The organism is Candidatus Leptofilum sp., assembly GCF_965223285.1.
Lineage (GTDB): Bacteria > Chloroflexota > Anaerolineae > Promineifilales > Promineifilaceae > Leptofilum.
The window spans coordinates 5,243,357-5,266,705 of the sequence record NZ_OZ244997.1; the positions used below are offsets into that span (position 1 = coordinate 5,243,357).

Annotated in this window: 28 protein-coding genes and 1 pseudogene; 19 read left to right on the forward strand and 10 right to left on the reverse strand. The window is 52.7% G+C overall.

The genetic code is table 11. From position 1 onward, the window contains the following. Window positions 1–62: 62 nt before the first annotated feature. The 3 genes from ACOQPU_RS23575 to ACOQPU_RS23585 form a co-directional block, all read right to left on the reverse strand. The gene (locus tag ACOQPU_RS23575; RefSeq protein ID WP_420642281.1) at window positions 63–662 is read right to left on the reverse strand and encodes a S1C family serine protease; all 600 of its coding nucleotides are present in this window, start codon (window positions 660–662) and stop codon (window positions 63–65) included. An 87-nt stretch (window positions 663–749) separates the two neighbouring features. Then, complete coding sequence (locus ACOQPU_RS23580; RefSeq protein ID WP_420642282.1) at window positions 750–1,643, reverse strand: S1C family serine protease; 894 nt, start codon at window positions 1,641–1,643, stop codon at window positions 750–752. 226 nt (window positions 1,644–1,869) lie between these two features. After that, window positions 1,870–2,505 carry a helix-turn-helix domain-containing protein gene (locus ACOQPU_RS23585; RefSeq protein ID WP_420642283.1) on the reverse strand — a complete coding sequence of 212 codons (636 nt, stop codon included), beginning with the start codon at window positions 2,503–2,505 and terminating at the stop codon, window positions 1,870–1,872. Between the two features lie 118 nt (window positions 2,506–2,623). Between ACOQPU_RS23585 and ACOQPU_RS23590 the strand changes: the two genes are divergently transcribed. Then, the gene (locus ACOQPU_RS23590; RefSeq protein WP_420642284.1) at window positions 2,624–3,880 is read left to right on the forward strand and encodes an MFS transporter; all 1,257 of its coding nucleotides are present in this window, start codon (window positions 2,624–2,626) and stop codon (window positions 3,878–3,880) included. Here ACOQPU_RS23590 and ACOQPU_RS23595 read toward each other — a convergent pair. After that, window positions 3,877–5,421, reverse strand: coding sequence for a hypothetical protein (locus tag ACOQPU_RS23595; RefSeq protein WP_420642285.1), 1,545 nt, complete (start codon window positions 5,419–5,421; stop codon window positions 3,877–3,879). The two genes, ACOQPU_RS23590 and ACOQPU_RS23595, sit on opposite strands and share 4 nt — an antisense overlap. Window positions 5,422–5,705: 284 nt before the next feature. Here ACOQPU_RS23595 and ACOQPU_RS23600 point away from each other — a divergent pair, with 284 nt between their 5' ends. Continuing rightward, window positions 5,706–6,695 (forward strand): HD domain-containing protein, encoded by a 990-nt coding sequence (locus tag ACOQPU_RS23600; protein WP_420642286.1) that lies wholly within the window; start codon window positions 5,706–5,708, stop codon window positions 6,693–6,695. A 135-nt stretch (window positions 6,696–6,830) separates the two neighbouring features. Here ACOQPU_RS23600 and ACOQPU_RS23605 read toward each other — a convergent pair whose 3' ends face one another. Next, entirely contained in the window at window positions 6,831–7,175 is a 345-nt protein-coding gene (locus tag ACOQPU_RS23605) for a hypothetical protein (RefSeq protein ID WP_420642287.1), read from the reverse strand. Window positions 7,176–7,504: 329 nt separating this feature from the next. Here ACOQPU_RS23605 and ACOQPU_RS23610 point away from each other — a divergent pair, with 329 nt between their 5' ends. Both ACOQPU_RS23610 and ACOQPU_RS23615 read left to right on the forward strand, forming a co-directional pair. Continuing rightward, a complete protein-coding gene (locus tag ACOQPU_RS23610; RefSeq protein WP_420641526.1) occupies window positions 7,505–7,945 on the forward strand; it encodes a hypothetical protein in 441 nt (146 codons plus the stop codon). Further along, window positions 7,923–8,435, forward strand: a complete 513-nt coding sequence (locus ACOQPU_RS23615) for a transposase (protein WP_420641525.1) — start codon at window positions 7,923–7,925, stop codon at window positions 8,433–8,435. Before ACOQPU_RS23610 ends, ACOQPU_RS23615 begins: the two co-directional genes overlap by 23 nt. Here ACOQPU_RS23615 and ACOQPU_RS23620 read toward each other — a convergent pair. Beyond that, complete coding sequence (locus ACOQPU_RS23620) at window positions 8,342–8,560, reverse strand: hypothetical protein (protein WP_420642288.1); 219 nt, start codon at window positions 8,558–8,560, stop codon at window positions 8,342–8,344. The genes ACOQPU_RS23615 and ACOQPU_RS23620 overlap by 94 nt on opposite strands. A 173-nt stretch (window positions 8,561–8,733) precedes the next feature. On the opposite strand from ACOQPU_RS23620, the gene ACOQPU_RS23625 reads away from it, so the two are divergent. Beyond that, a complete protein-coding gene (locus tag ACOQPU_RS23625; protein WP_420642289.1) occupies window positions 8,734–9,357 on the forward strand; it encodes a flavin reductase family protein in 624 nt (207 codons plus the stop codon). 66 nt (window positions 9,358–9,423) lie between these two features. Here ACOQPU_RS23625 and ACOQPU_RS23630 read toward each other — a convergent pair whose 3' ends face one another. The 3 genes from ACOQPU_RS23630 to ACOQPU_RS23640 are packed head-to-tail and all read right to left on the reverse strand — an operon-like array spanning window position 9,424 to window position 10,960. Beyond that, window positions 9,424–10,281: an SDR family oxidoreductase gene (locus ACOQPU_RS23630; RefSeq protein ID WP_420642290.1), complete on the reverse strand. Its 858-nt coding sequence runs from the start codon at window positions 10,279–10,281 to the stop codon at window positions 9,424–9,426. 9 nt (window positions 10,282–10,290) lie between these two features. After that, on the reverse strand, window positions 10,291–10,671 hold the full coding sequence (locus ACOQPU_RS23635; RefSeq protein ID WP_420642291.1) for a MauE/DoxX family redox-associated membrane protein: 381 nt from the start codon (window positions 10,669–10,671) through the stop codon (window positions 10,291–10,293). A gap of 10 nt (window positions 10,672–10,681) precedes the next feature. After that, window positions 10,682–10,960: an Lrp/AsnC family transcriptional regulator gene (locus ACOQPU_RS23640; RefSeq protein ID WP_420642292.1), complete on the reverse strand. Its 279-nt coding sequence runs from the start codon at window positions 10,958–10,960 to the stop codon at window positions 10,682–10,684. A gap of 177 nt (window positions 10,961–11,137) precedes the next feature. Between ACOQPU_RS23640 and acnA the strand changes: the two genes are divergently transcribed. Next, window positions 11,138–13,834, forward strand: coding sequence for an aconitate hydratase AcnA (acnA, locus tag ACOQPU_RS23645; protein ID WP_420642293.1), 2,697 nt, complete (start codon window positions 11,138–11,140; stop codon window positions 13,832–13,834). Window positions 13,835–13,966: 132 nt separating this feature from the next. After that, entirely contained in the window at window positions 13,967–14,809 is an 843-nt protein-coding gene (locus tag ACOQPU_RS23650; protein WP_420642294.1) for a serine hydrolase, read from the forward strand. 44 nt (window positions 14,810–14,853) lie between these two features. Here ACOQPU_RS23650 and ACOQPU_RS23655 read toward each other — a convergent pair whose 3' ends face one another. Beyond that, complete coding sequence (locus tag ACOQPU_RS23655; RefSeq protein WP_420642295.1) at window positions 14,854–15,432, reverse strand: hypothetical protein; 579 nt, start codon at window positions 15,430–15,432, stop codon at window positions 14,854–14,856. A 252-nt stretch (window positions 15,433–15,684) separates the two neighbouring features. Between ACOQPU_RS23655 and ACOQPU_RS23660 the strand changes: the two genes are divergently transcribed. The 12 genes and pseudogenes from ACOQPU_RS23660 (at window position 15,685) to ACOQPU_RS23715 (ending at window position 23,325) form a co-directional block, all read left to right on the forward strand. Further along, on the forward strand, window positions 15,685–15,981 hold the full coding sequence (locus tag ACOQPU_RS23660) for a hypothetical protein (protein WP_420642296.1): 297 nt from the start codon (window positions 15,685–15,687) through the stop codon (window positions 15,979–15,981). 12 nt (window positions 15,982–15,993) lie between these two features. Further along, window positions 15,994–16,362 (forward strand): annotated as a pseudogene (locus tag ACOQPU_RS23665) (DsbA family protein); the annotation flags it as partial. A 123-nt stretch (window positions 16,363–16,485) separates the two neighbouring features. After that, entirely contained in the window at window positions 16,486–16,968 is a 483-nt protein-coding gene (locus ACOQPU_RS23670) for a peptidylprolyl isomerase (protein ID WP_420645866.1), read from the forward strand. Then, window positions 16,965–17,684: a hypothetical protein gene (locus tag ACOQPU_RS23675; protein WP_420642297.1), complete on the forward strand. Its 720-nt coding sequence runs from the start codon at window positions 16,965–16,967 to the stop codon at window positions 17,682–17,684. Before ACOQPU_RS23670 ends, ACOQPU_RS23675 begins: the two co-directional genes overlap by 4 nt. 21 nt (window positions 17,685–17,705) lie before the next feature. Then, the gene (locus ACOQPU_RS23680) at window positions 17,706–19,220 is read left to right on the forward strand and encodes an MGH1-like glycoside hydrolase domain-containing protein (RefSeq protein WP_420642298.1); all 1,515 of its coding nucleotides are present in this window, start codon (window positions 17,706–17,708) and stop codon (window positions 19,218–19,220) included. A 29-nt stretch (window positions 19,221–19,249) separates the two neighbouring features. After that, entirely contained in the window at window positions 19,250–20,011 is a 762-nt protein-coding gene (locus tag ACOQPU_RS23685) for an endonuclease/exonuclease/phosphatase family protein (RefSeq protein ID WP_420642299.1), read from the forward strand. A gap of 21 nt (window positions 20,012–20,032) precedes the next feature. Next, a complete protein-coding gene (thrC, locus tag ACOQPU_RS23690; protein WP_420642300.1) occupies window positions 20,033–21,286 on the forward strand; it encodes a threonine synthase in 1,254 nt (417 codons plus the stop codon). Between the two features lie 13 nt (window positions 21,287–21,299). Next, a complete protein-coding gene (locus ACOQPU_RS23695; RefSeq protein WP_420642301.1) occupies window positions 21,300–22,265 on the forward strand; it encodes a glycosyltransferase family 2 protein in 966 nt (321 codons plus the stop codon). Window positions 22,266–22,380: 115 nt separating this feature from the next. Next, window positions 22,381–22,605: a hypothetical protein gene (locus tag ACOQPU_RS23700; RefSeq protein ID WP_420642302.1), complete on the forward strand. Its 225-nt coding sequence runs from the start codon at window positions 22,381–22,383 to the stop codon at window positions 22,603–22,605. Next, on the forward strand, window positions 22,602–22,859 hold the full coding sequence (locus ACOQPU_RS23705) for a Txe/YoeB family addiction module toxin (protein WP_420642303.1): 258 nt from the start codon (window positions 22,602–22,604) through the stop codon (window positions 22,857–22,859). The genes ACOQPU_RS23700 and ACOQPU_RS23705 overlap by 4 nt, the downstream gene beginning before the upstream one ends. A 15-nt stretch (window positions 22,860–22,874) precedes the next feature. After that, window positions 22,875–23,084 carry a hypothetical protein gene (locus tag ACOQPU_RS23710; RefSeq protein ID WP_420642304.1) on the forward strand — a complete coding sequence of 70 codons (210 nt, stop codon included), beginning with the start codon at window positions 22,875–22,877 and terminating at the stop codon, window positions 23,082–23,084. Window positions 23,085–23,178: 94 nt separating this feature from the next. After that, the gene (locus ACOQPU_RS23715; RefSeq protein WP_420642305.1) at window positions 23,179–23,325 is read left to right on the forward strand and encodes a hypothetical protein; all 147 of its coding nucleotides are present in this window, start codon (window positions 23,179–23,181) and stop codon (window positions 23,323–23,325) included. The last annotated feature ends 24 nt before the right edge of the window (window positions 23,326–23,349 follow it).

Consider the following 23,349-nt stretch of genomic DNA (forward strand, 5'->3'; position numbering starts at 1 on the left):
ACGGATTTACACGGATTAAAAAAATAATCTGCGAAAATCCGCGCAATCTGTGGCTTTGCTTTTTAAACGCTTGTCGCGTTCGATCCCATTTTTTCTTGTAAAAACTTCTTGGCGATGTCTACCGGGATGGCGAGGCCGACTTGGGGACCCGAGATCATGGTGTTGATGCCTACGAGACGGCCGTTTCCATCCACCAATGGCCCGCCAGAATGTCCCGGTCGTAGCTGAATCCCTAGCTGCACCAGCTCCCCGCGATACCCATTTTGCTCTAGCGGCTGCCCGACAGCAATGACGGTGCCTGCTGCGGCTGCGCCAATAACACCCCAGGGATGCCCCACCGCCACCACCCAATCCCCTGTTTTAAGCTGACTGGAATGACCAAGTTCAATCGTTGGAAGTTGATTGGCGGCGATGTAAAGTGCAGCCAGATCAACAGATTCGTTGTAGGCCAGCAGTTGGGAGGGAAAGGAACGGCCGTCTGCCAACGTTATTTCTGGCTCGCGACGCTGCACCACGTGGGCGTTCGTCAGAATCAGCCCATCACTGTGCCAAATAGTGCCTGCCCCGAAGCCGCGACGGCCGTTGCCAATGCGCACTACGCTATGCTGCACTGTCCGGATAAGCGTGGTCATCGTTTGGTTAATGTCGTTAAGAAGGTTCATTTTTAGGAGGTAGCACCGAATTTACGCGAATTAACTCGAATTTAATCCCATTCGTGAAAATTCGCGCCAATTCGATGCCAAAATTGATTAGGAACGAGCGGCAACCGTGATTTCGGTTGTATGAACTTCACCGCCGCGTACGAATTTGGCCGGAACGGCCGTTCCCACCACATCCCCCGCCAGCAAAGCCAGCAAATCATCGTGCGATTGGACGGCACTATCAGCAAAGGCCACCAGCGTGTCGCCCATTGTGAGGCCCGCTTTGGCCGCCGGACTACCGCTTTCTACCGATACAACCAGTAACCCCCGCTTTTGGTTCAGTTCTGCCTTCAAATCATCCGGCAGATGAACGCGCTGGGTGCTAACGCCCAGGTAACCACGCTGCACACGGCCGTGCGCCTGCAAAGCGTCGGCCACACGCGCTAGGGTGGGGGTTGGAATCGTCAGGCTAACGCCGCGCCCCAAAGCTGAGCTGTTTAGGCCGATGAGCTGACCAGCCGCATCTATCAAAGGGCCCCCAGAGAAGCCAGGGTACATCACCACATCCGTTTGCAGGTAGCGGTCTATCTGGCCACCGCGTCGGGTGCGCCAGCCGTCGCCGAGTGCCGAGACGATGCCCAGCGTTGCCTGCACGGTACGTCCGGGGCGGCCCAGTGCCAGCACCAGATTGCCAACGCCCAGTTCCTGTTTGTTGCCTTCGGTGAGGGGGGCAAGGTTACTTGCATCTGTTTTTAGCAAAGCGAGATCAGTGGATGGGTCGCGCCCAACCAGGCTGGCAGAAACGCGGTCGCCGTTGGGCAAGCCGAGCTTAATGCCCTCGTCCCGGTTTACCACGTGGTTGGCGGTGAGGATCAGGCCATCTCCCCAAACGATGCCCGTGGCCCCGAGGCGACGACGGCCTTCAACGCGCACGATACTGTTATCTGCATGGGAAACGGCCGTTGCCAATGCCGCCGAAAGTTCAGTCAAAACGTTGCTCATGTTTGCTCCTTATTGCGCAGTTGCGCTTCTCGCGGAAAGAATCCGCGCCTACGGTTATTTGATGATTGCCAGTTTACGGGAAAACGGTTTGGTTGGAATCCGCCATTTCGGGAGTGACAACCTGGAAAAATGGGTAGGTTGGCGGAGGATAGCCGCGGATTGCGCGGATTGCGCGGATTTAAAGGATTTAATCTTTCTAATCCGCGCAATCCGTGGCTAAAAATGGTTAAAGGAGGAGCAATCCCAGGCGCGTGGCTTGCACGACGGCCTCTGTGCGGCTTTGGGCGTTGAGCTTGCCCAAAATGGCGTTGACGTGGAATTTGACGGTATGGTCGCTGATGGTGAGCTGGTGGGCGATTGCCTTATTGGTGAGTCCCTCGGCTAGCAGGGTGAGCACTTCCTGTTCGCGCGGGGTGAGTTCAGCAAAATCGGGCAGGGTGTTAGCGGTGAGGGGGTTGGTGGCTTGAACGGCCGTTACAAAATCCACATCCAGCGCAGCCACATCGTGCAGGGCGGCTTGCAGGGCGGCTACAATCGCGGCGGCCGATGCTTCCCGCCGCAGCTGTGCCTGAATACCGAGCGACCACAGTTGGGAAACGGCCGTTTCATCCGGCAGTAGGGCCACCACAGGTAGCGGGAACGGTTCATCATCAGGCAGAGTGGTTACACTGTCCCAGCCCACATCCCAAACGATCCCATCCAGCAGCGCGTCAGACCAATCATCTGCTTGCAAATCGGCCAGCCAATCCGCCAGACTCATTTGAGCCACAATGTCGCAATTCGGCTCAGCCGCCAATAAGGTGGCCAATCCAGCCCGCGCCAGAGGGTCATCTGCCACCACAGCCACAGAAATTTCGCTCATAGCGGCCAAGCGTACCACATTTTTCTATGAGGAAAGTTAGATTCCAGGTTTTCGCCAATATGCTGCATAGAGAGTAAGATTCGCCTCTTTTGGATGTGAAAACCCGCAGAGGAACCTAATGAATTCGGCAACCCTTTCCCCCGCAACACGCCAGCGACTAACAGGCGCACTTTTTATCTCCCAAAGTTTGTTTTCCGCAGCGATGATTGCCGCCTTTACCCTGACGCCGATTTTAGCCGCAGAGTTGGGCGGCAGTGACAATGTGGCGGGCGTGCCCAACACGCTCACGCTGCTGGGGCGGGCGGCAGCAGCATACCCCATCGGCTGGTTATTTGACAAGGTTGGCAGACGGCTTGGGCTGTCTCTGGGGTTTGCCCTGGCTTTGGCTGGCGGCGTGCTCACGGTCTGGTCAGTCATGAATACGTCGTTCATCGGCTTTTGCGCGGGGGCTGCGCTGATGGGGATGGGGCGTGGCGGCAGCGACCAGGCGCGTTACGTGGCGGCGGAGGTGCAAACGGCCGATCGCCGCGCCAAAGTGATTGGCCTAATCGTGTTTGCCGGTACGATTGGTGCTATTGGGGGGCCAGCGTTGGTGGGGCCATCCACGCGCTTTGCCGAAAGTTGGGATTTACTAGGGGACACGGGGCCGTATTTGGCAGCGATTGGCCTGTATGCCATTGGCTTGCTAACGATTTTTCTCTTTTTGCGCCCTGATCCCCGGCAGGTGAGCCAGGCGTTGGAAGTCGAAAACCCCAGTGAGGAACCGGATGTGCCGGTACGGCCGTTGTCCCAAATTTTCCGCCAGCCCACCGTGCTGCTAGCGGTGGCTTCGATGGCCATTGGGCAGCTAGTGATGGCCCTCATCATGGTAATTACGCCGCTGCACATGGACCACCATAACCACAGCACGGAATCGGTTTCGCTGGTGATTATGGCCCATACGTTGGGGATGTTTGGCTTGTCTAGCGTCACGGGCTGGCTGATTGATCGCTACGGCCGTATTCCCCTCATCGTCGCCGGTTCCGCCATTTTGATCCTCGCTGGAATTTTGGCACCCTTGTCAGTGGCCGTGCCGAATCTAGCCGTGGCTCTCTTTTTGCTAGGGCTAGGCTGGAACTTTTGCTTTATTGCCGGGTCTTCGCTGCTGGCGGACGCGTTAGCGGCCAAAGAACGGGCTCGCGCTCAGGGGGCTGGCGAGGTGCTGGTTTCGCTGGCAACGGGTGCAGGTAGTTTAGGTACGGGAGCGGTATTTAGTCAGGGTGGCATGACGGCCGTTGCCGCCGTGGGCATCGCCCTCACACTGTTTTTGGTCGCGCTGCTGCTGTTATTCAATCGTCTACAGCAGCAGTCCGCACCGCCAGCGGCTCCCGCCTAATTTTGGGTAAGGGTCAACGAATAATCTGCTTCACCCGCTTCAAAATCCAGCACGCCGATGATGTACATGCCGTCTTCCTCTAGCACAATATTGGTGAGCGTACCGCCGGTAAACACGTTCCCAATGGCCTCAAAATCTGGCGGACCAAACAAGCCGACCACAAAGTCACCATCATTCCCCGTGGCAGAGGCTGTGATACTGATATTGTCGCCATCATTTCCCATGAAACACCAATAGTTGATGCCCAGCACTTCAATCGTTTGATTCACCGTTTGATTGTAGGCTAACCGCCCTTTTATTGTGTCTGGGAAACCCCCTGCCTCGCTGAAAATGAGGCAATATTCGCCACCGGAGCCGTTGAGGTCATACACTCGAATTCGATAATCGAGGGCAACATTCAGTTGGGCATTGACGATTGATTCCAGCGCGCCGTTCCCGCCATTGTCGGCTTGTTGCACGACATCGTCAGCGGGATCGACGATTTCCAAAACGAGATTGACGGTTGTTTCCGCGATCGCCGTTACCGTAATCGCACCGGTGTTTTCAAACAAGATTGGCCATAGATGGGTTTGTTCGCTGTCTAAAATCTCTAAGACAGGTTCTTCTGGGGATAAATCGTCAAACTCAACCACATCAAAATCGTTGGGGTTGCGCGTCGCGGTAGATAGCACAATCGAGGTTGGGGTGGGATTGCCACCGCCACCACCGCTGCTGGTAGGCGTGGCCGTGCCGCCCGACGAGGTGGCGGTTGGGGTACTGTCACCATTGGCGGGCGTTGGCGTATTGGTTCCATTGGCCTGGCTGGTAGGTGTGCCCGTTGGCGTGGTTCCTGCGCCAGAGCCACCAGATGAAGTGGGAGAACTGGTGGGTGTGTTGCTGCCCGGCAGGGAAGGAACAGTCGTGCTGGCACTGGTTGGTGTGCTGTCAGGTGGGCTACCCGGATCATCATTGTTGGCCAGCGTAGGCGTAGCTTGGGTGCCATCCTGGTTATCGTCTGGAGGTGTGTCGTTGTCATCGCCATTGTCTGCAACTTGGCTACCTTCGCCAGTTGGCGTCAAAGTGACGCGGGCGATGGGGCTGGGTGAAATGATGTCGCTCACCTTGAGATACCAAATTTGCATACTGACAGCATCTTTGCCGCAGCCCACAGGCCCCTCAAACAGTTGCCAAACGCCAGCGACGGTCATTGTTAAATCATTTGGCAGTAAAGAGCGAAGCTGTGAATCAAAGCCGCCCACGGCAATTAGGCTGCCGTCTTCGGCGGTTAGCTGCCACTTTGCTGGTGATGGGTGTGGATCGCTATCGCACACCAGCAGGGGGAGGCGTTGGTATTGGCCCGTTAGCTCCACAAAGCTGTTGGCAAATGCTTCGGGGTCAGCAGCCAAATCGGTGATGCTAATTTCCAATGGCGCGGCTGGGTTGAGTGCCTCTTCAGTCACATCTTCTTCAGCAAAAGGGGTAGGGGTTGGGCGACCGTCTCCGTTACAGGCGGCAAGGAAGGTTAACAGTACAAGCAAATAAATAAGATGACGTGGTTTCATAAAGATTTCCTGGTTCAGGTGCGATTTTGCCTTTTGCGCGTTTGCTAAATAGTGCGGCAAATTAACGCGAATTTTCACAGATTGATCTTTGACGGTCATGAAAATTCTCTCGCCAAATTCGGTGATGATCTGCCGTATGATACCAAAATTGGTGGATAAAGTGTGCTGTTTGTAAATGCAGGAGAAACGGCAGCGTTATTTCCAAAACTGTTCCCGCATCTACAAATGGTTCATAATTATTCAAGACGATAAAAATCAAGCAAGCAGGCAGTGAAGGAAAAATTATGGATTTCAACGACCCGATTTACGGTTCTGCCACGATTACAGAGCCAGTTTTACAAGCGTTAATTCAATCTGAGGCAGTGCAGCGGCTGCAAGGTGTGTTGCAACATGGCATCACTGGGCTGATTGGCCTGACCGAACCGATTAGCCGGTTTGACCATTCGCTGGGAGCAGTGCTGCTGGTGCGGCGGCTGGGCGGCTCTGTGCCGGAGCAAATTGCGGCCCTGCTGCATGATGTGAGCCATACGGCGTTTAGCCATGTCATTGATTATGTTTTGGATGATCATGATGGCCAGAGTTTTCATGATGAGATGAAGGAAACATACATGGCCACCACAGATTTACCGGATATTTTGGGCCAGCATGGTTACAACTGGACTAACTTTGTGGATGAGGAACAGTTTTCGCTGCTGGAACAGCCATCGCCCCGATTGTGTGCAGACCGCATTGATTATTTTTTGCGGGATTGCAGGGGGTTGAGGTTAGCAACCGAGGCGGATATTGCGAGGGTCGTTAATGATTTGGTGGTGGGTAACGGCCGTATCGCCCTAAAAAGCATCAGCATCGCCCGCTGGTTTGGGGAAACGTTTATGCGCGCAGATGATGCCAGCTGGGCCAACTTCCGTGAAGTGGGCTTATATGAGCTGACGGCGCGAGCTATCCGGCGCGGATTAGCGATTGGTTTGATTACACAAGATGATTTTTGGCAGACGGATGCAGTTTTGTGGCAAACGCTGCACGAATCTGTGGATGACCAACTGCAAACGCTGCTGGCACAGGTGTCGCTAGAGACGCAATTTGTATGGGATGAAGAAAATCCAACGTTTTGGGTGAGTACAAAGCTGCGGGCAGTTGATCCAGATGTGTTGGGTGAGGATGGCGCATTACGGCCGTTATCCACTTTGGACCCCGATTTTGCCAGCCGCCGCGCAACCTACCTGAGCGGCAAAAAGGGTGCTTGGCCGATGCGGGTTGTACCGCAACTAAATTAAAAAGCCGCGATGGTTTTGCATGGTTCATCCCACAGATATATACCTAAAAAAGTGGGCTTTTCGTCGCAATCAGGTCAATTATAGGTGAATTTAGCGGCAAGTTTTTGACTAGTGGTTTGGTTTTGTGATTTTTATTCAATCATTCTTTGTAACAACCAATTCAATATAGGCGTCACTTTTACCCCAATCGGAATCAGGGAAATATATGTCTGTTACTAAAATTGAGTACTTGTGAGTGCTTTCGTAGATTGCCTCTTCATCTAAACCTAGGCCAAAAGTTTGACGAGCATACCCTAAAGATTGAACATTCAATTGTCCGATATCTGGAACCAATGGCCCTCGTGAAATAACAACTGTTCCATCAGGTTTGTCAACAAATGTTATTTCGATATCATCGCTAAAAAGATTGACGGTTTCATTTCCCGCGAGTTTGACAAGATATTTGTTCTCTTCTATTTGGACCGGATCACCAAATGTCAAGTTACCGCTAAAAAGTGCTCTGATTATCAAGAATCCACCAATGATCAAAAGAGCAGAAAACCATAAAATTCCGTTCCCCTTGAACTTGAAATAGTTTCTAGATTCTTTGGTGAAGCTTTGAAATTTTTTCTCACCCAGTGAGCTTTTAGGAAACGCCTCTTCGACTTCAAGATCATCAGATAAAGACCAATTAATGTGGGGGCGTAGTTCAGAACACTTATTAATCAGGTTCTTAAACTTTCCGTGTCGTTTACAATAGGTAATCAGCTCTCTACATTTATTTTCGGCTCAACTATTAAAAGTGTGCGAATCGGGTAAAATTGGGAATCATGGAATTCCCAATCACCGATTTACTCGACAAAGAAAACTGTACACAATGGATCATTGAACATTTCCATCCCAATGGCTTTGGGTGTCCGGTCTGTCAAGTCGGCGTAGACCAAGCCCGCAAGTTCCGAACGACAAAGCGCAGTCAACTGACCGTTTACCGTTGCCAACAGTGTCAAGCCGCTTACAACTTGTATACGGGAACCGTTTTCCAACAACATCATTTGACTCCAATGCAAGTCTTGTTGCTCGTTCGCGGTGTCCTCAAAGGAGAACCTGCGACAATCTTGTCAGCCGAATTGGGCATCAACTACCCAACGGTTTTGAGGTTGCGTCATGACCTGCAAGCGAACGCGGAACAGCTCCAACCAGAAACCCCGCTCCTGGATGATGAAACTGAAACCGATGAAATGTTTCAGAATGCGGGGGAAAAAAGGGTGTGAGCATTTCGACTCAGCTGACCCGCCCCGTCGTCGCGCCAACAAACGGCGAGGGCGTGGCACGTATGCCAATGACCGACCGCCTGTTGTGGGCACAGTGGGGCGTCAATCTGGACAAGTTCGCTTGCGTGTTGTTAAAGATACAAAAGGTGAGACCCTGGTTGACCACGTGCATCGCTTTACGCTAGCTGGGTCTCAACTGTATACAGACGAATACCAAAGCTACAATCATGTGATTCGCCCACATGCCACCGTCTCTCATGGCGACAAGGAGTGGGCGCGTGATGACGATGGTGACGGGATTCGCGAAGTGCATGTCAACACGGCCGAAGGCATGTGGACGGATGTGCGTAACTTTTTAAGGATGTTCAAAGGTGTGCATAAGAAAAACTTGAGCGGTTACATTGCGATATGTGAATTCAGGCGGAATGTGAAGCGTATCTCACCGGATTTCATCTCAGCTTTGGTCACTCTGCACACTTTCGACCCATGAGCCTTATTTTCAAGAGTTTCTCCCGGTAGATTCTCATAGTTGATTCCTAAATCAAAACATAAACTTCTAAGTTCACTTTTATTAAATGAATCTGCAATTTGACTTCGTAAGTCTGTCTTGTTCATGTGTCACTTGAATTTCAATTATTTATGAGGGCGGCCACCCGTCTCTAGAGCCCAATACAGATATTTATGCAACTGAATATATCATAAAGGAGGAAAGGCTATCAATTACTTTTTCACTTAAGAGTACAAGCCTGCAGATGTCTGCAAAATCCGTGATAAAAAGAGGAGAAACAATGCGCTTAAACCCGGAAAATTGGACCAGCAACGATCGGTACAAGCTGATGATTGGGGCGATTGTGCCGCGACCAATTGCCTGGGTGAGTACGATTGATGCACAAGGACGGCCGAATTTGGCCCCGTTTTCCTTTTTTACGGCCGTTTGCCCCACGCCTATGACGCTAATGTTTGCCCCTGGCTGGAGTGGGCTGCGTGGCAGAATGAAGGATACACTGAATAACATTCGTGCCGTGCCGGAGTTTGTGATCAATATTGTGAATGAAGCCACAGCCGAGGCGATGAACCTGACGGCGACCGAGTTCGAAGCTGGGGTAGATGAGTTTGCCTGGGCAGGCGTGACGCCACAGCCTAGTGAGGCCATCCGGGTGCCGCGCGTGGCGGAGGCCCCCGTCGCTTTTGAATGTAAGCTGCAACAAATTGTCATGGTAAACGAGGGGCCGGGTGGCGGAGCGGCCGTTTTTGGTGAGGTGCAATCAATTTACGTGCAGGATGGTTTGTACGAGAACGGCCGTATTCCCCCAGAAAAGTTGCGACCAATCGGCCGCATGGCGGGGGCGAGTTACGCGCACATCAACGACTTCTTCGAAATGCACCGAGTCTTGCCTCCAAAAGAAAAATAGCCACAGAGGGCACAGAGCAACAAGAGAAAATCCTCTTAAACCTCTGTGTGCTCTGTGGCAAAAAAATTAGGACAGACCCGTGAGTTGGTCGCTGACCTGCCAGAGTCGTTGGGCAACGGCCGTATCGTATGATTCTTTCGAGGATTGAACAGGCTTTTTCTTGTCGAAATATTTGCCGGTGATGCCTTCAACTTCTGGTGAGCTAGCCAAATAGATTTGTGTTTCTGCGCCTTTTTCGGGGGTCAGGAGGAACGGCCGTAGCAGTTTGAATAGCCAGCCCATCATTCCCTCGCCGCTGCCGAAACCCGTAGCCACACCGCCTGGGTGCAGCGCGTTGGCTGTGACGCCACTGCCTTCCAGCCGCCGCACCAGCTCGTAGGTGAACAGCACGTTGGCCAGCTTGGATTGGCTGTAAGCGGCAAAGCTGCGATATTTCTTGGCCATCATCAAATCGTCAAAATTGATGGTGCCACCAACGTGCGCCCCGGACGACACGTTGACAATGCGTGCGGGCGCAGATGCTTTTAACTGATCGAGTAGTAAGTTGGTGAGTAGAAAGTAGCTCAGATGGTTGAGGGCAAAAGTCATTTCGTACCCATCTGCAGAGAGCTGCCGATCTTTGAAAATGGCGCCTGCATTGTTGACGAGGATGTCGAGACGGCCGTATTCAGCCTTAAATTGCTCTGCCAGCTGGCGTGTCCCTGTCAGGCTGGAGAGATCGGCCAGCACCAGATGAACGTTGCTGTTGCCGCTGGATTGGCGCACGTCGGCCAAAGCGGGTTCGCCACGTTCCTGGCTGCGGGCGGCCATCACAACCGTTGCACCCATTTTTGCTAGCTCGCTGGCCGTAACCTTGCCCAAACCAGAGTTCGCCCCCGTGACCAGGCAAACCTTTCCTGTTAATGAGTTGTCAGATTTGTGCATTGATTACTCCTAATTTGGTGGATCTGCTTCATGGGTTGCCAACTCTTTTGCCAGGGCGATCAATCCAAATTGGGCCAGGAGACGTAGAACGGCCGTATCTTTCCTGCCTCCTGCTACTGGCTTCTCTCTAAAAATATCTGCAATGTGAAGTGGTAAGAACAGGAGCATGAGGGCTAGCGTGCCCTGAGCAGCCAGTTTCTGCCAACGCCGCTGCCACAGCCCTACTGCTAGAACTAGCTCCACTAGCCCAGAAATATAGACCCAAAACGGCCGTCCTGGAATTGCTTTCGGAATCAAAGCAATGAAAAAACGTGGGGTGAGGAAGTGGGCGATACCCGAAGCAATAAAAGCGGCCGTAAAGCCAATTCGAGAAAATTGTTGTCGTGGCAAAACAGTTAAGTTACTCGATGCCGATGGAGAACATGCTCTCCAAATCGTGCTGTGAGAAGACACGGAAGGCGATGAGCGTTTCTGAGTTGGTGATGCCGGGGACGGTGAGCATTTTTTCCGTCACCAGCTCGGCCATCGTGTCGTTATCTGGCACACGAATGATGGCTACCAAATCAAAACGGCCGCCTACGCTAAACACCTCGCTAATTCCTTTTAATTCAGCCAAACGGCCACCTACCTCGTTGATTTTCCCAGGTTCTACATTTAATAATACGACTGTACTGACCATGCTCGACTCCTTTTTGAATGAATGCGTCTACCTTAACTGCAAGACGACCGTTGGGCAATAAGTCTCAGCCAGACTTTTGTATACTCTCTTGTCGCCCGGCAAACGGCCGTTTCCCCCTCCACCATTTCCGCTATAATACCCTCAGTTACAAACCCGAATAAACCACGAGGTATGAACATGAGCAAACTTTTCGATCACTTCGGTGCCCGTGCCAAGCTGCCCGGCACCGAAGTTACCTACTATCAGCTAAGTAAGCTGTCCCAATTTGGCAATATCGACCGCCTGCCATTTTCCATCAAAGTGTTGTTAGAAGCGTTGTTGCGCACCTGCGATGGCTATGAAGTCAATCCCGAAGATGTAGAAAATTTGGCTAAATGGAACGCCAAAAACCCCCAAAAAGACGAACTCCCCTTCAAGCCGGGGCGTGTTATTTTGCAGGATTTCACCGGTGTCCCTGCCGTCGTTGATTTGGCCGCGATGCGCTCCGCCATGGCTCGCTTGGGTGGCGACCCCAAGAAGATCAACCCCATCGTGCCTGTTGATTTGGTTATTGACCACTCCGTGCAGGTAGACCAGTTTGGCTCCGCCGCCGCACTGTTCTTTAATGCGGAACGCGAATTTGTGCGGAACCGTGAGCGTTACGAATTTCTCAAGTGGGGGCGAGAAGCGTTTGAGAATTTTAGCGTTGTGCCGCCAGCGACCGGCATTGTCCACCAGGTTAATCTGGAATATTTGGGCAAAGTTGTCATGACCAAGCAAGAAGGAGACGACACCGTTGCCTTCCCCGATAGCTTGGTCGGAACGGACTCACACACCACAATGATCAACGGCCTGGGCGTTGTAGGTTGGGGCGTTGGCGGCATTGAGGCCGAGGCGGTGATGCTCGGCCAGCCAATTTACATGCTGACGCCGGAGGTGATTGGTGTACGCCTGACAGGAGCGATGCCAGAGGGTGCTACCGCGACAGACTTGGTTTTGGTGGTCACAGAATTACTACGCCAGAAAGGTGTGGTTGGCAAATTTGTGGAATTTTTCGGCCCTGGTCTTAGCAGCATGACCCTGGCCGACCGAGCCACGATTGCCAATATGTGTCCTGAATATGGTGCTACCGTTGGTTACTTCCCGGTAGATGATGAGACGCTGAATTACATGCGAAACACGGGTCGCTCTGAGGAATTGGTCGATTTGGTAGAGAAATACACCAAGGCACAAGGCTTATTCCGCACCGATGATATGCCTGACCCTGAATTTACCGATGTGGTGGAGTTGGATTTAGGTGCCGTGCAGCCCAGTTTGGCCGGGCCAAAACGGCCGCAAGACCGCATTACCCTCGCCGACATGAAAGCCAAATACCGTGAATCGCTTTTGGCACCCGTTGGGCCGCAGGGGATTGGTTTGAGTGAGGATGAGTTGGGAAGGACGGCCGTTGTTGCCAATGGCAAGAATGTCGAGATCGGGCACGGCGCGGTGGTTATTGCCGCCATCACCAGCTGCACCAATACCTCCAACCCCAGCGTCATGCTAGGCGCAGGCTTGGTGGCTAAAAAGGCAGTTGAAGCAGGTTTGAAAGTGCATCCATACGTGAAAACTAGTCTCGCCCCCGGTTCTCGCGTGGTGGAGGATTATCTCAAGAAATCGGGGTTGCTGCCGTACCTGGAGAAGTTGGGTTTCCATATTGTGGGCTTTGGCTGCACCACCTGCATTGGCAACTCTGGCCCGCTGCCAGAGCCAGTGAGCAACGCCATTCAGGAAGGCGATCTGGTTGTTTCTTCCGTTCTTAGTGGTAATCGTAACTTTGAAGGACGCGTGCATCCACTGACCAAAACCAACTATCTGGCTTCTCCGCCGCTGGTGGTGGCCTATGCCCTGGCTGGCACTACAGACATTGACCTGACGACCGATCCCATCGGCACCAATGACGCTGGCGACCCGGTTTATCTGAAAGAGATTTGGCCAAGTAGCCAGGAAGTGAGCGACACCGTGCTGAAAACGATGTCGGCCGATATGTTCCATACTCAATATGGCAATGTATACGATGGCAACGAAGAGTGGAACAAAATTCCCGTTCACGGTGGTGAAATTTACGCCTGGAATGAAGATTCAACCTACATTCAGGAACCGCCTTTCTTTACGGAGCTGACGCCAGAGGTGCAGCCCATTGCCAACATCGAAAATGCGCGCGTTTTGGTGAAAGTGGGCGATTCGGTGACGACAGATCATATTTCGCCGGCCGGAGCGATTTCTCGCAACAGCCCGGCAGCCAAATATTTGCTGGAGCGGGATGTCGCGCCGCAATATTTCAACTCTTACGGTTCGCGGCGGGGCAACGACCGGGTGATGACGCGGGGCACGTTTGCCAACGTGCGGCTGCGGAACCGCATGGCTCCCGGCACCGAAGGTGGCTGGACAACCTACCTGCCCGCCGACGAAGTAACCACAATGTACGATGCTTCATTGAAGTACAAGGCAGACGGTACGCCGCTGGTGGTGTTGGCTGGTAAGGATTATGGCATGGGCAGTTCGCGTGACTGGGCTGCAAAAGGTACCCTTTTGCTTGGTGTAAAGATGGTCATTGCGGAAAGTTACGAGCGGATTCATCGCAGTAATCTGGTGGGTATGGGCGTGCTGCCCTTGCAGTTCCAGGAAGGCGATACGCCACAGTCGCTGGGGCTGGACGGCACGGAATTGTTCTCTACAGTGAACCTGACGGACGAGGTGAAGCCACTGCAAACCATCACCATCCGGGCGACGAAGCCAGACGGCCGTACCATCACCTTCGATACGCTTTGCCGCATTGATACCCCTGTTGAGGTGGATTACTATCGCAACGGTGGCATTTTGCATACCGTTTTACGCAACTTCTTGAAAGCATAAGTGTTGGCCACAGAGAACACAGAGGGATACGAGGTTTTCTCTTTATACTCTGTGACCTCTGTGGCTTTTTTTTAGCACAGGTGGCGGTTGGCAACGGCCGTTTCCTGTGCTTTTTTGTTGGGAGGTGTGAAAATGGGCTTGGATGAACAGATTCGCGAGATTTGCGACGGGTTTGACGGCCGTATCGGCCTTGCTGCCACCAATTTGCAAACAGAAGAAACTATTGGCTACCGTGAAGATGAAATGTTTCCTACCGCCAGTGTCATTAAGCTGCCCGTGCTGCTGACGCTGATGCAGCAGGTGGAAGACGGACTGTACAGCTTAAGCGATCCGCTGATGTTGCGTCGAGCAGACAATGTCGGTGGCAGTGGGCTGCTGCAACACCTTTCCCCTGGCCTCACCATGCCTATCCGGGATTGGGCCTTCTTGATGATGAGCGTTAGCGATAATCTGGCGACGAATGTGCTTATTGACCATGTGGGCATGGCCAAGGTGAACGCATGGCTAGATGACAACGGTTACCCGGAGGTGCGGCTGCACCGCAAGATCAATTTTGATTTGCTAAAAACGGATCAGAAGTTGTTGGGAACGGCCACGCCAACAGCACTTACACGGATGATTACGGCCGTTTTCCAACAAAAACACGTCTCACCCGCTGCCTGCACCGAAATGCTGCGCATGATGAACAAAGTTGGCTCAGACCGGGTAGGGCGGTACCTGCCGTTTGAGCATTGGGACAGCGACGTGCCAGAGGCCGAAAAGCTGCATCTGGCGGGTAAAACAGGTTCATTGGTAGGGACGCGGGCGCAAACGGCCGTTATCTGGCGCGACAAAGATGGCGAACAGCACGGATTCACCATTACCGTCATGAGTGAGGGGAATCCAGAACCCGAATTGTGGAATCCAGATGCACCAGGGGTGTTGGTAATCGGCCGCCTGGCGCGGGCAATTTATGATGCATGGATGGGGAAGTAGAGATTGGAGATTAAACAACCTAATCTCCAATCGCCAGTCTCATTTTACTCTTCAGCTACCCAGCCCAAGGCTTCCGCATTTCCTTGATAGCCAGAATCAATTTGCAGCCTAAAGTGGGCACTGGTGGGGCAGCCACAGGCGGCGCAAACCGCCAGCTCAGTCATTTCTGATGCCTCTACGGGAATGCCAAAGGCGACCATATCGGCAACGGCCGTTTGCAAATCGGGCGTGGTTGGCGTTTCGGCACATTGTTCCCCTACAGGTTTGATGATCCAAATGAGCCTGCCGTTGGCCTCTGGGTATGGGTTGATGGCCGGAAGCGTCGGCGGCAGTTCATACCCTTCTGGTAAAGGGGCCACCGTTGGCAAGGGCGGATACCCACCATTTTCTATCGGCACCGCGTCTGGCTCTATCGGGTCGCTGAGAGGTGGGGGCGTCAGCGTGGCTCGGGGGAAAACATCTGGTTCTGCCTCTAAGCCAGTGGCAGGCCCATCCTCCTGAATATCATTTAAGCCACCCCCTTCGCTTTCGGTTGGTACTTCTTCCTCGACGGCTGGCGAACAGGAAACGGCCGTAAACCACACGGCCGCTGCTACCATTAAAATCCATAAAAATCGTTTCACAATACACTCCTTCGCAATCTCGCAATCAGCCCAAAACAGGTTTGTTGGTTTTAAAAATTTTGCCAATTACACAAACTTAGAGGCTACAAGATTGTAACAAAATGCGCTATCATTCGAAAAAATGAATTGGTACTGATTCCCATCGAATTCACAATGTGCTTAACAGATACTCAGACGGAGCAAACAATTGTGTGCAAGATTCGTATCTGTGTGACATTTTGTTAAGATACTGATGAATTGAGGAGATTGAATATGAAGAAATCGATATGGTTGTTGGTGTTGCTGGTCCTCATTGCCTGTGGTCCATCCACCACAGAACTGGTGCCTCCAGAAGCCAACACCAATGTAGATACGGCCGTTTCTACCAACAATGAAACGGCCGATACCAACGCAACATCTGGCGGCTCTGCCCTCCCAGCGGCTGCCAATTTAGACGGATTTGCTCCTGTCACCAGTATGGAGCAGGCAGCCCAGGTTAGAGAACAGGACTGGGGGAAGGGTGCTGTTGATCCGCTAGTGGTCATCATTGAGTATGGTGACTTTCAGTGACCGGGCTGCGCGGTCTTTTCGACCGTGCTGGCGCGTCTGGTAGACGCCTACCCGGATCAAGTACAAGTTATCTATCGCCACTTTCCGCTTAATCGCATTCATGCCAATGCCCAAAAAGCGGCCGAGGCTTCTGAGGCTGCTGGTGTGCAAGGCGCATTTTGGGAATATCACGATGCCCTTTATGAACAGCAAAGCGACTGGTCTAGCCTGGACGAGGCCGCTGCCCGCGATTATTTTATCAACCTGGCCAATGAATTAGGGCTGGATGGCGATGCGCTGGGTGCTGCCTTGGACGACAACACCTACGCTGAGTACGTTACGGCCATGGAAGCCGAATCCATCGCCATAGGCCTGGGCGGAACGCCTAGCGTTATTGTTGATGGCGTACCCATACCCAACGTGCCTTTTGACTACAATGTTTGGGATAATTACGTCCAGCAGCGACTTGCTGTTACTGAAGCGGAAGCTATTCTGGCCGAAATTCAGTACGATGCGCCCCCACCCATGATCATTGACGAGGACGCCAGCTATACGGCCACTATCATTTTGGAAAAAGGGGATGAGATTGTCATTGAATTACTACCCCAATCTGCGCCGGTAACGGTGAATAACTTTGTCTTTTTGGCAGAAGAAGGCTGGTACGACGGCGTCACCTTCCACCGCGTGATTCCTGGCTTTATGGCCCAAACCGGTGACCCAACGGGGCTGGGCGTTGGGGACCCCGGCTATGCCATCAATGATGAATTCGATCCAAACCTGTCCCACGATGGTCCCGGTGTGGTTTCGATGGCCAACTCCGGGCCAAATACTGGGGGCAGCCAATTCTTCATTACGACGGGTGCAGCGACCCATTTGGATGGGGCACATGCTATCTTTGGCCGCGTTTTGGCAGGGCAAGACGTAGTAGAAGCTATTACGCCGCGCGAAGACTCCAGCGCACCAGATGGTGATCGCATTGCGACCATCACTATCGAGAAGGGAGAATGATGAGGCATTCAGTGAAGAGTCTCGCTGGGTTTTTACTGGTATTTTGTTTTACTGCCCTGGCTTGTACCATTCCTGGTACAGGTGGGCCGAGCCAGCCAGAGGCCACACCAACGCCCGCTGGCGACTCCATGACCTTTTTGATTCCAGCGTACACGGTGAATCTGGAACCAGGTGACACTGTGCCGGGTTCTCAACTGCAATACGTAGGCAAAACAGGCGACCTGCACGACGTGAAGATTGATGGTGAGCCAGCCCAAAAGCGGGTCGGCGATTCGTTCATCTGGAGTGGGGTGGTGGCCCCCGGCGTATATGCTGAATACAACCTGCGCTTAGCTCCAGACTTTCTGGGGCCGCTGCCCGTGGCTGGCCCAGTAGAAGTGACGGTGTTAAACCCCGTGAGTACGTCACTAACCACCATGCCGGAGTGGCCGGAAGCGATTCGATACAACAATATCGTGCTGGCGCACAATGTGCCAGTTGGGTGGACAATTCCCGGTACGACGCTGGTGTATGATGGTGTCTCTACGCAAGGCGGGGTGGAGTCGGCACGGCTCTCTGGCCTGACGGGGCATCCTCTATTTGCTTTAGGTGACTCCATCACCTGGATTGGTTCGCTGCAGGAGAATGTGGCCATTCGGTATACGCTTCGGGTGGTCAATTTTGGTGAGAACAGTTTGCAGCTAGGCGGCACGGCCGAATTGTTGGTGAACCGCTAGTAATACTAGGAGTACATAATCATGCCGCAGCCGCATCCGAAGTTTGAACGGCAGTCTGACCCCATCGTTGCCCAAAATCAGTTTCGCCAGCAGACGGCCGTGTTGCAACCGTGGCTCCCCTTTAGCGAGGCAAAAGCGCATTTGCCACAACCCATCTTGCCTGAGCATGAGGCATGGGTGCAGCTCTATTGGCGCGCCTGGGAAATAGCCTGGAGCAACTTGCGGCAGCCAACACCCGGATCAGGCTTCGTGGCAGACTATCTGGATGCGGGTACTGAGCCCTACCTGTTCATGTGGGACAGTACCTTCACCAGCCAGTTTGGGCTATACGGCCGTCGTGCCTTTCCCTTTACCGGCAACCTGGATAATCTGTATGCCAAGCAGCACGACGATGGCTTCATCTGCCGTCAAATTGATCCGACCACTGGGGAGGATTTCTTTTACCCATTTGATCCCAATGGAACGGGGCCGAACATACTGGCGTGGGCCGAGTGGCGACTGTACCGATTTACCGGAGATGATGGCCGTTTAGCGAACGTGTTCCCTGCACTTGTTGGGTACCATCGCTGGTGCCGGGCTAACCGCACCTGGCCTAATGGTTTGTATTGGGCTACCGGGCACAGCAGCGGCCTGAGCAATCAGCCGCGGGTGCCGAACAGCAGTTTTCACCATCGTCACTGGACCTGGGTGGATGCGTCTATGCAGGCCGCGCTGGGCAGCCTGGTTTTGGCGCAGATGGCGACGCTGCTGAAAGAAGAGAAATTGGCTGTTGCCCTGGAGGACGAACATACGCGGCTGAGCGAACAAATCAACCAACAGCTTTGGAATGAAGCCGCCCAGTTTTACCAGGATGTAGACCCTGAGGGACGCTTTAGCCCTGTTAAATCCATAGCGGCTTACTGGGGTTTGCTAGATGCTGATCTGGTTCCTGAGAAGCGACGAGAGCCATTTGTGAAGGCACTGCGCGAAAATTGGACGTTTAAGCTAACTCATCGCGTGCCCAGCCAATCAGCCGACAGCGAAGGGTATAATGCCGAAACTGGCAACTATTGGCGGGGTGGCGTCTGGCCAGCGACCAATTTTGTGGTGCTGCGTGGCTTGCGCCAAATTGGGCAGCACGGCCTGGCCCATGAGATTGCTGTCAACCATTTGAGCAATGTGGCGGCTGTATATGAGCAAACCGGTGCTTTTTGGGAAAATTACGCGCCAGAAACGGCCGCTCCCGGTGATCCTGCTGCCAAAAATCCCATGGGTATGGCCGGGCTGACGCCCATTGCCAGCCTGCTGGAAGACGTGATTGGCCTGACGGTTGATTGGCCACAGCGGCGTGTTTTTTGGGATCGGCGGTTGGTAAGCGAACGGCCGTATGGCGTTGAAAATTATCCATTGGGGCCAGACGGTACGCTCTCGATGGTGGCCAATGCCAGCAAACTACGCCTTACCACCGATGTGCCTTTTACCCTGACGCTGCGTGATGCAACACAATCGTTGCAAACGGCCGTGCCCAGCGGCACCACCGAAATAGACCTTGAATAAAAGTTTAGCCGCAAATTTACAGACCTCTCATGCCACAGATTACAGTCGCTACGATCAACCTACGCAACCGATCTGACCGCTGGCGCGAACGACGCCATTTGCTGGTTGCCCAGTTGCTGGATGTGTTGCCCAACCTGATTAGCCTGCAAGAGATTAGTTTTCCCATTGCCCAGGGGCGGTGGGTTCGCAACCAGATCAATGCGCGGCTGCCGGAAGATGAACGGCCGTATCGCCTCCTCCAGCTCCGCAAACAGCATCCCATTTTTGGTTATCTGGAAGGCATCGGCGTTCTTACAAACTTGCCAGTCTTGTATTCAGACAGCCTCAATCTGGGCTATGGTGGGCGCGTTGCTCTGCGCGTGAATGTGGAACTGAGCAACCGCCAGCCGCTCGATTTCGTCGCCACTCACCTGCACCACATTGCCGCCGAGAAGGAGGCACGGCAAGAACAGGCCCTCATGCTCACGGGCTGGCTGGCAGACCGCCGCCCGATTCCGGCCCAGGTCGTGGCTGGCGATTTCAACGAGCTGCCTACCGGCCCCGCCATCCAAATTATGAAGCAGCGATTCCGCTCGGCGTACCAACTGCGGCACGGCGCGGAGCCATTAGCAACTTTCCCCACCGCGCTGCTGCCGCTGGGAGATTGGTCTGGCTGCCTGGACTACATTTTTGTTTCCAGCGGCATTCGCCAGGTGTCCGCAGCCAAAATCTTTTGCGACAAACCAGACCCGGATGATGACACACTGTACCCGTCTGACCATGTGGGATTGCTGGCAACTTTGGAAATTTGAGCAAAATAGGAAAAATCCACGATGAAAAATGTCACAGGGCTACGCTGCGTAATTTGCCAAAAAGTTTATCAGCCCGATGAGGTTCTCTATGTCTGCCCCGACCACGGTAATGAAGGCATCCTGGATGTGCAGTATGATTACGATGCCATCCGTGCTGAGCTTGGTGGACAGTTGCCAGGGGCCAGCGGCGGGATGTTTGCCTATCGGCCGTTTTTGCCGGTAGCAGAAAATGTGCCTGCGCCACCGCTGGTAGTGGGCGGTACGCCTCTGCAAGAGGCAACACGGCTGGCGCAAGCCGTAGGTGTGGCCGAACTATGGTTGAAAGATGACGGCCGTAATCCCACAGCCTCTCTTAAAGATCGGGCCAGTGCCGTTGCCATCATGAAAGCGCAGGAACTGGGTGCTGAGATTGTCACCACGGCCAGCACGGGCAACGCCGCTGCCGCGCTTGCTGGCTTAGCCGCCAGCATGGGGCAAAAAACGGTCATCTTCGTGCCCAAGTCTGCCCCTGCTGCCAAAATTGCCCAACTGCTGGTTTACGGAGCGACAGTCTTGCTGGTAGAAGGCACCTATGACGATGCGTTCGACCTCTGTTTGGCAGCAACTGAAACGTTTGGCTGGTATTGTCGCAATACGGGTTACAATCCGTACATGGCCGAGGGCAAGAAAACCGTTACTTTTGAGCTGTACGCGCAACTTAAACAGCAAAGGGAGTCTGATGCGCCGCCCATCACGCACCTGTTTGTTTCTGTAGGGGATGGCTGCATTATTAGCGGCGTGTACAAAGGTGTGCGCGATTTGGTCGCCACCGGTTTCTTATCGCAGATGCCCAAAATTGTTGGCGTGCAGGCGGCGGGTTCCGCTTTTTTGCACGATGCGTGGCTGAATGATGAGGCTGTACTGACGAAACTACCCATCGCCGCCAACACAGTGGCAGACAGCATTAGCGCAGGCTTGCCGCGAGACCGCATTAAGGCGATGACGGCCGTTCGTCAAACGGAAGGTGCCTTTATCACCGTTACGGATGCCCAAATTTTGGCTGCCATTCCGGCTCTGGCGCAAGGCAGCGGCGTTTTTGCCGAGCCAGCCTCAGCCGCAACTTATGCAGGCTTTCAGAAAGCTGTCCAATCGGGACTCATTGGGCCGGAGGCCCGCGTGGCCCTTATTCTTACGGGCAACGGGTTGAAAGACGTCAATTCGGCTATGAAAGCAGTCGGTGAGGCCATTACCGTGCCGCCAGAGATTACGGCCGTCGAGCGTATTTTTGGTCAATAAATTTGGAAAAATTATGAACGAATCAACGCAATCGAGACCAACAATTTCCATTGTTGCCCCCGTATTTAATGAAGAAGCTGTGCTGGTAGAACTCCACCGCCGCGTCAGCGAGGTGATGGATCAGCAGGATGAACCGTGGGAGCTGGTGCTGGTCAATGACGGCAGCCGAGACCGATCGGCCGAAATCATTGCGGAGCTACATCAAAAAGACTCGCGCGTAAAGGGAATCAGCTTCTCGCGCAATTTTGGCTTCCAGGTGGCCGTCACCGCCGGATTGAATCATGCTCAAGGGGATGCCGTCATCCTCACCGATGCAGATTTGCAAGACCCGCCTGAAGTATACAGTGAAATGATTGCCAAATGGCGCGAGGGGTATGAAGTGGTGTACGGCGTGCGTGCTAGCCGCGAAGGGGAAACTTGGTTCAAACTGTTCACCGCCAAGGTGTTCTATCGGCTCATTCGCCGCATCACCAAGATAGACATTCCGCTGGACACGGGTGACTTCCGCTTGATGGACAGGCGGGTGGTGCAAGCGATTAACGATATGCCAGAGCGCAACCGCTTTTTGCGCGGTATGATTCCCTGGGTGGGCTTTAAGCAGACCGGTGTGGAGTATGAGCGGGCCGTCCGCTTTGCTGGAGAGTCCAAGTTTGGCAGCGTGCGCCAAATGCTGCCCTTTGCCTTGGATGCCATCACCAGCTTCTCTTACCTGCCGCTTCAGCTAGCCACATACCTCGGTTTTCTCATAGCCATTATTAGCGGTTTGGCCATTCTCACCGTTATTTTGGTGCGTTTGTTTGGGCCAGAAAACCCACTGTTGGGGCAGGCGACGACGCTGGTATCGGTGCTGTTTTTGGGGGGCGTACAGCTTATCAGCCTGGGCATCATTGGTGAATATTTGGGCCGGATTTATGATGAAGTGAAGGGACGCCCGTTGTACTTAGTAGATAAAAAGTGGGGCTTCCCTAAAGAAGAATAGGCCGCAGATTGCACGAATTAACGCAGATTTTTCTTTAATCTTACGTTTATCGATTTGCTATTATTTATGCTACAATGCTTCAAGCTGTCAGGTTAATGTAAGGAGTTAAATTGTTATGCAGACAGTATATCATTTAAGGACAGATGAGTTAGATGCTCAATTTCTTGAGTCGTTGAGGACACTCTTCAAAGATAAAACGATTGAAATTGTGGTGACAGAAGTTGATGAAACAGCCTATTTACTGCATTCGGACACCAATCGAGAACATCTACTCCGAGCTATTGAGCATGTTGAGAATGGTCAAAATTTAATAGAAGTTGATTTAGACAGTTTGAAATGAAGCGTGTCATATTTGAATCCAGCGCGTTCAATGATTTCACCAATTGGGCAACTGAAAACAAAAAGCTATACCAGAAAATTATTCGGTTGATAAAAGAGATTCAACGAAGTCCATTTACAGGTTTGGGTAAGCCAGAACCGCTGCGCCATGAGCTGAAGGGGTATTGGTCAAGGCGCATCGATCGTGAACACCGCCTTGTCTATAAAGTAACTGACGAAGCCATCACTATTATTAGTTGCAAATATCATTATTGAACATTGGATCGGGAAATGAAAGAATCACCGAGTGAAGACTCTGAGCAACTAGAAAATAGTGAAGCACTCTCAAGACTGGATTTGCAAAAATTGAACAAAGCCACTCAGGATATCTCTCTTAATATTGTCAGTGAATATTCAGAATTTGTTCTAGACATACTTACAAAAGATGAGGTGGTTAAGGAAATTCCGCTCATCAAAACGGCATCGACCGTTTGTAGTTGAGCAAATTGATGAGTTTGATTCCGAGTACAAAGCAAAAATATTGGCTCGTTTATTTGTTAGCTTCACTAAAAGCCACCTAAGTTGGAGGCGATTTATGGATTTAAGCTATGCATTAAATCGAGCACACACTATTGCTTTAGAAAAATTAGCTACTCAAGATGAACATACTATTCCTCCAAATAATCTACAAAGACCCACTTGGAAGAATGGTATTCCAATTCAAGCATATTTGGAAGGATGAACTCACTCAAAATAATTCTAGCGA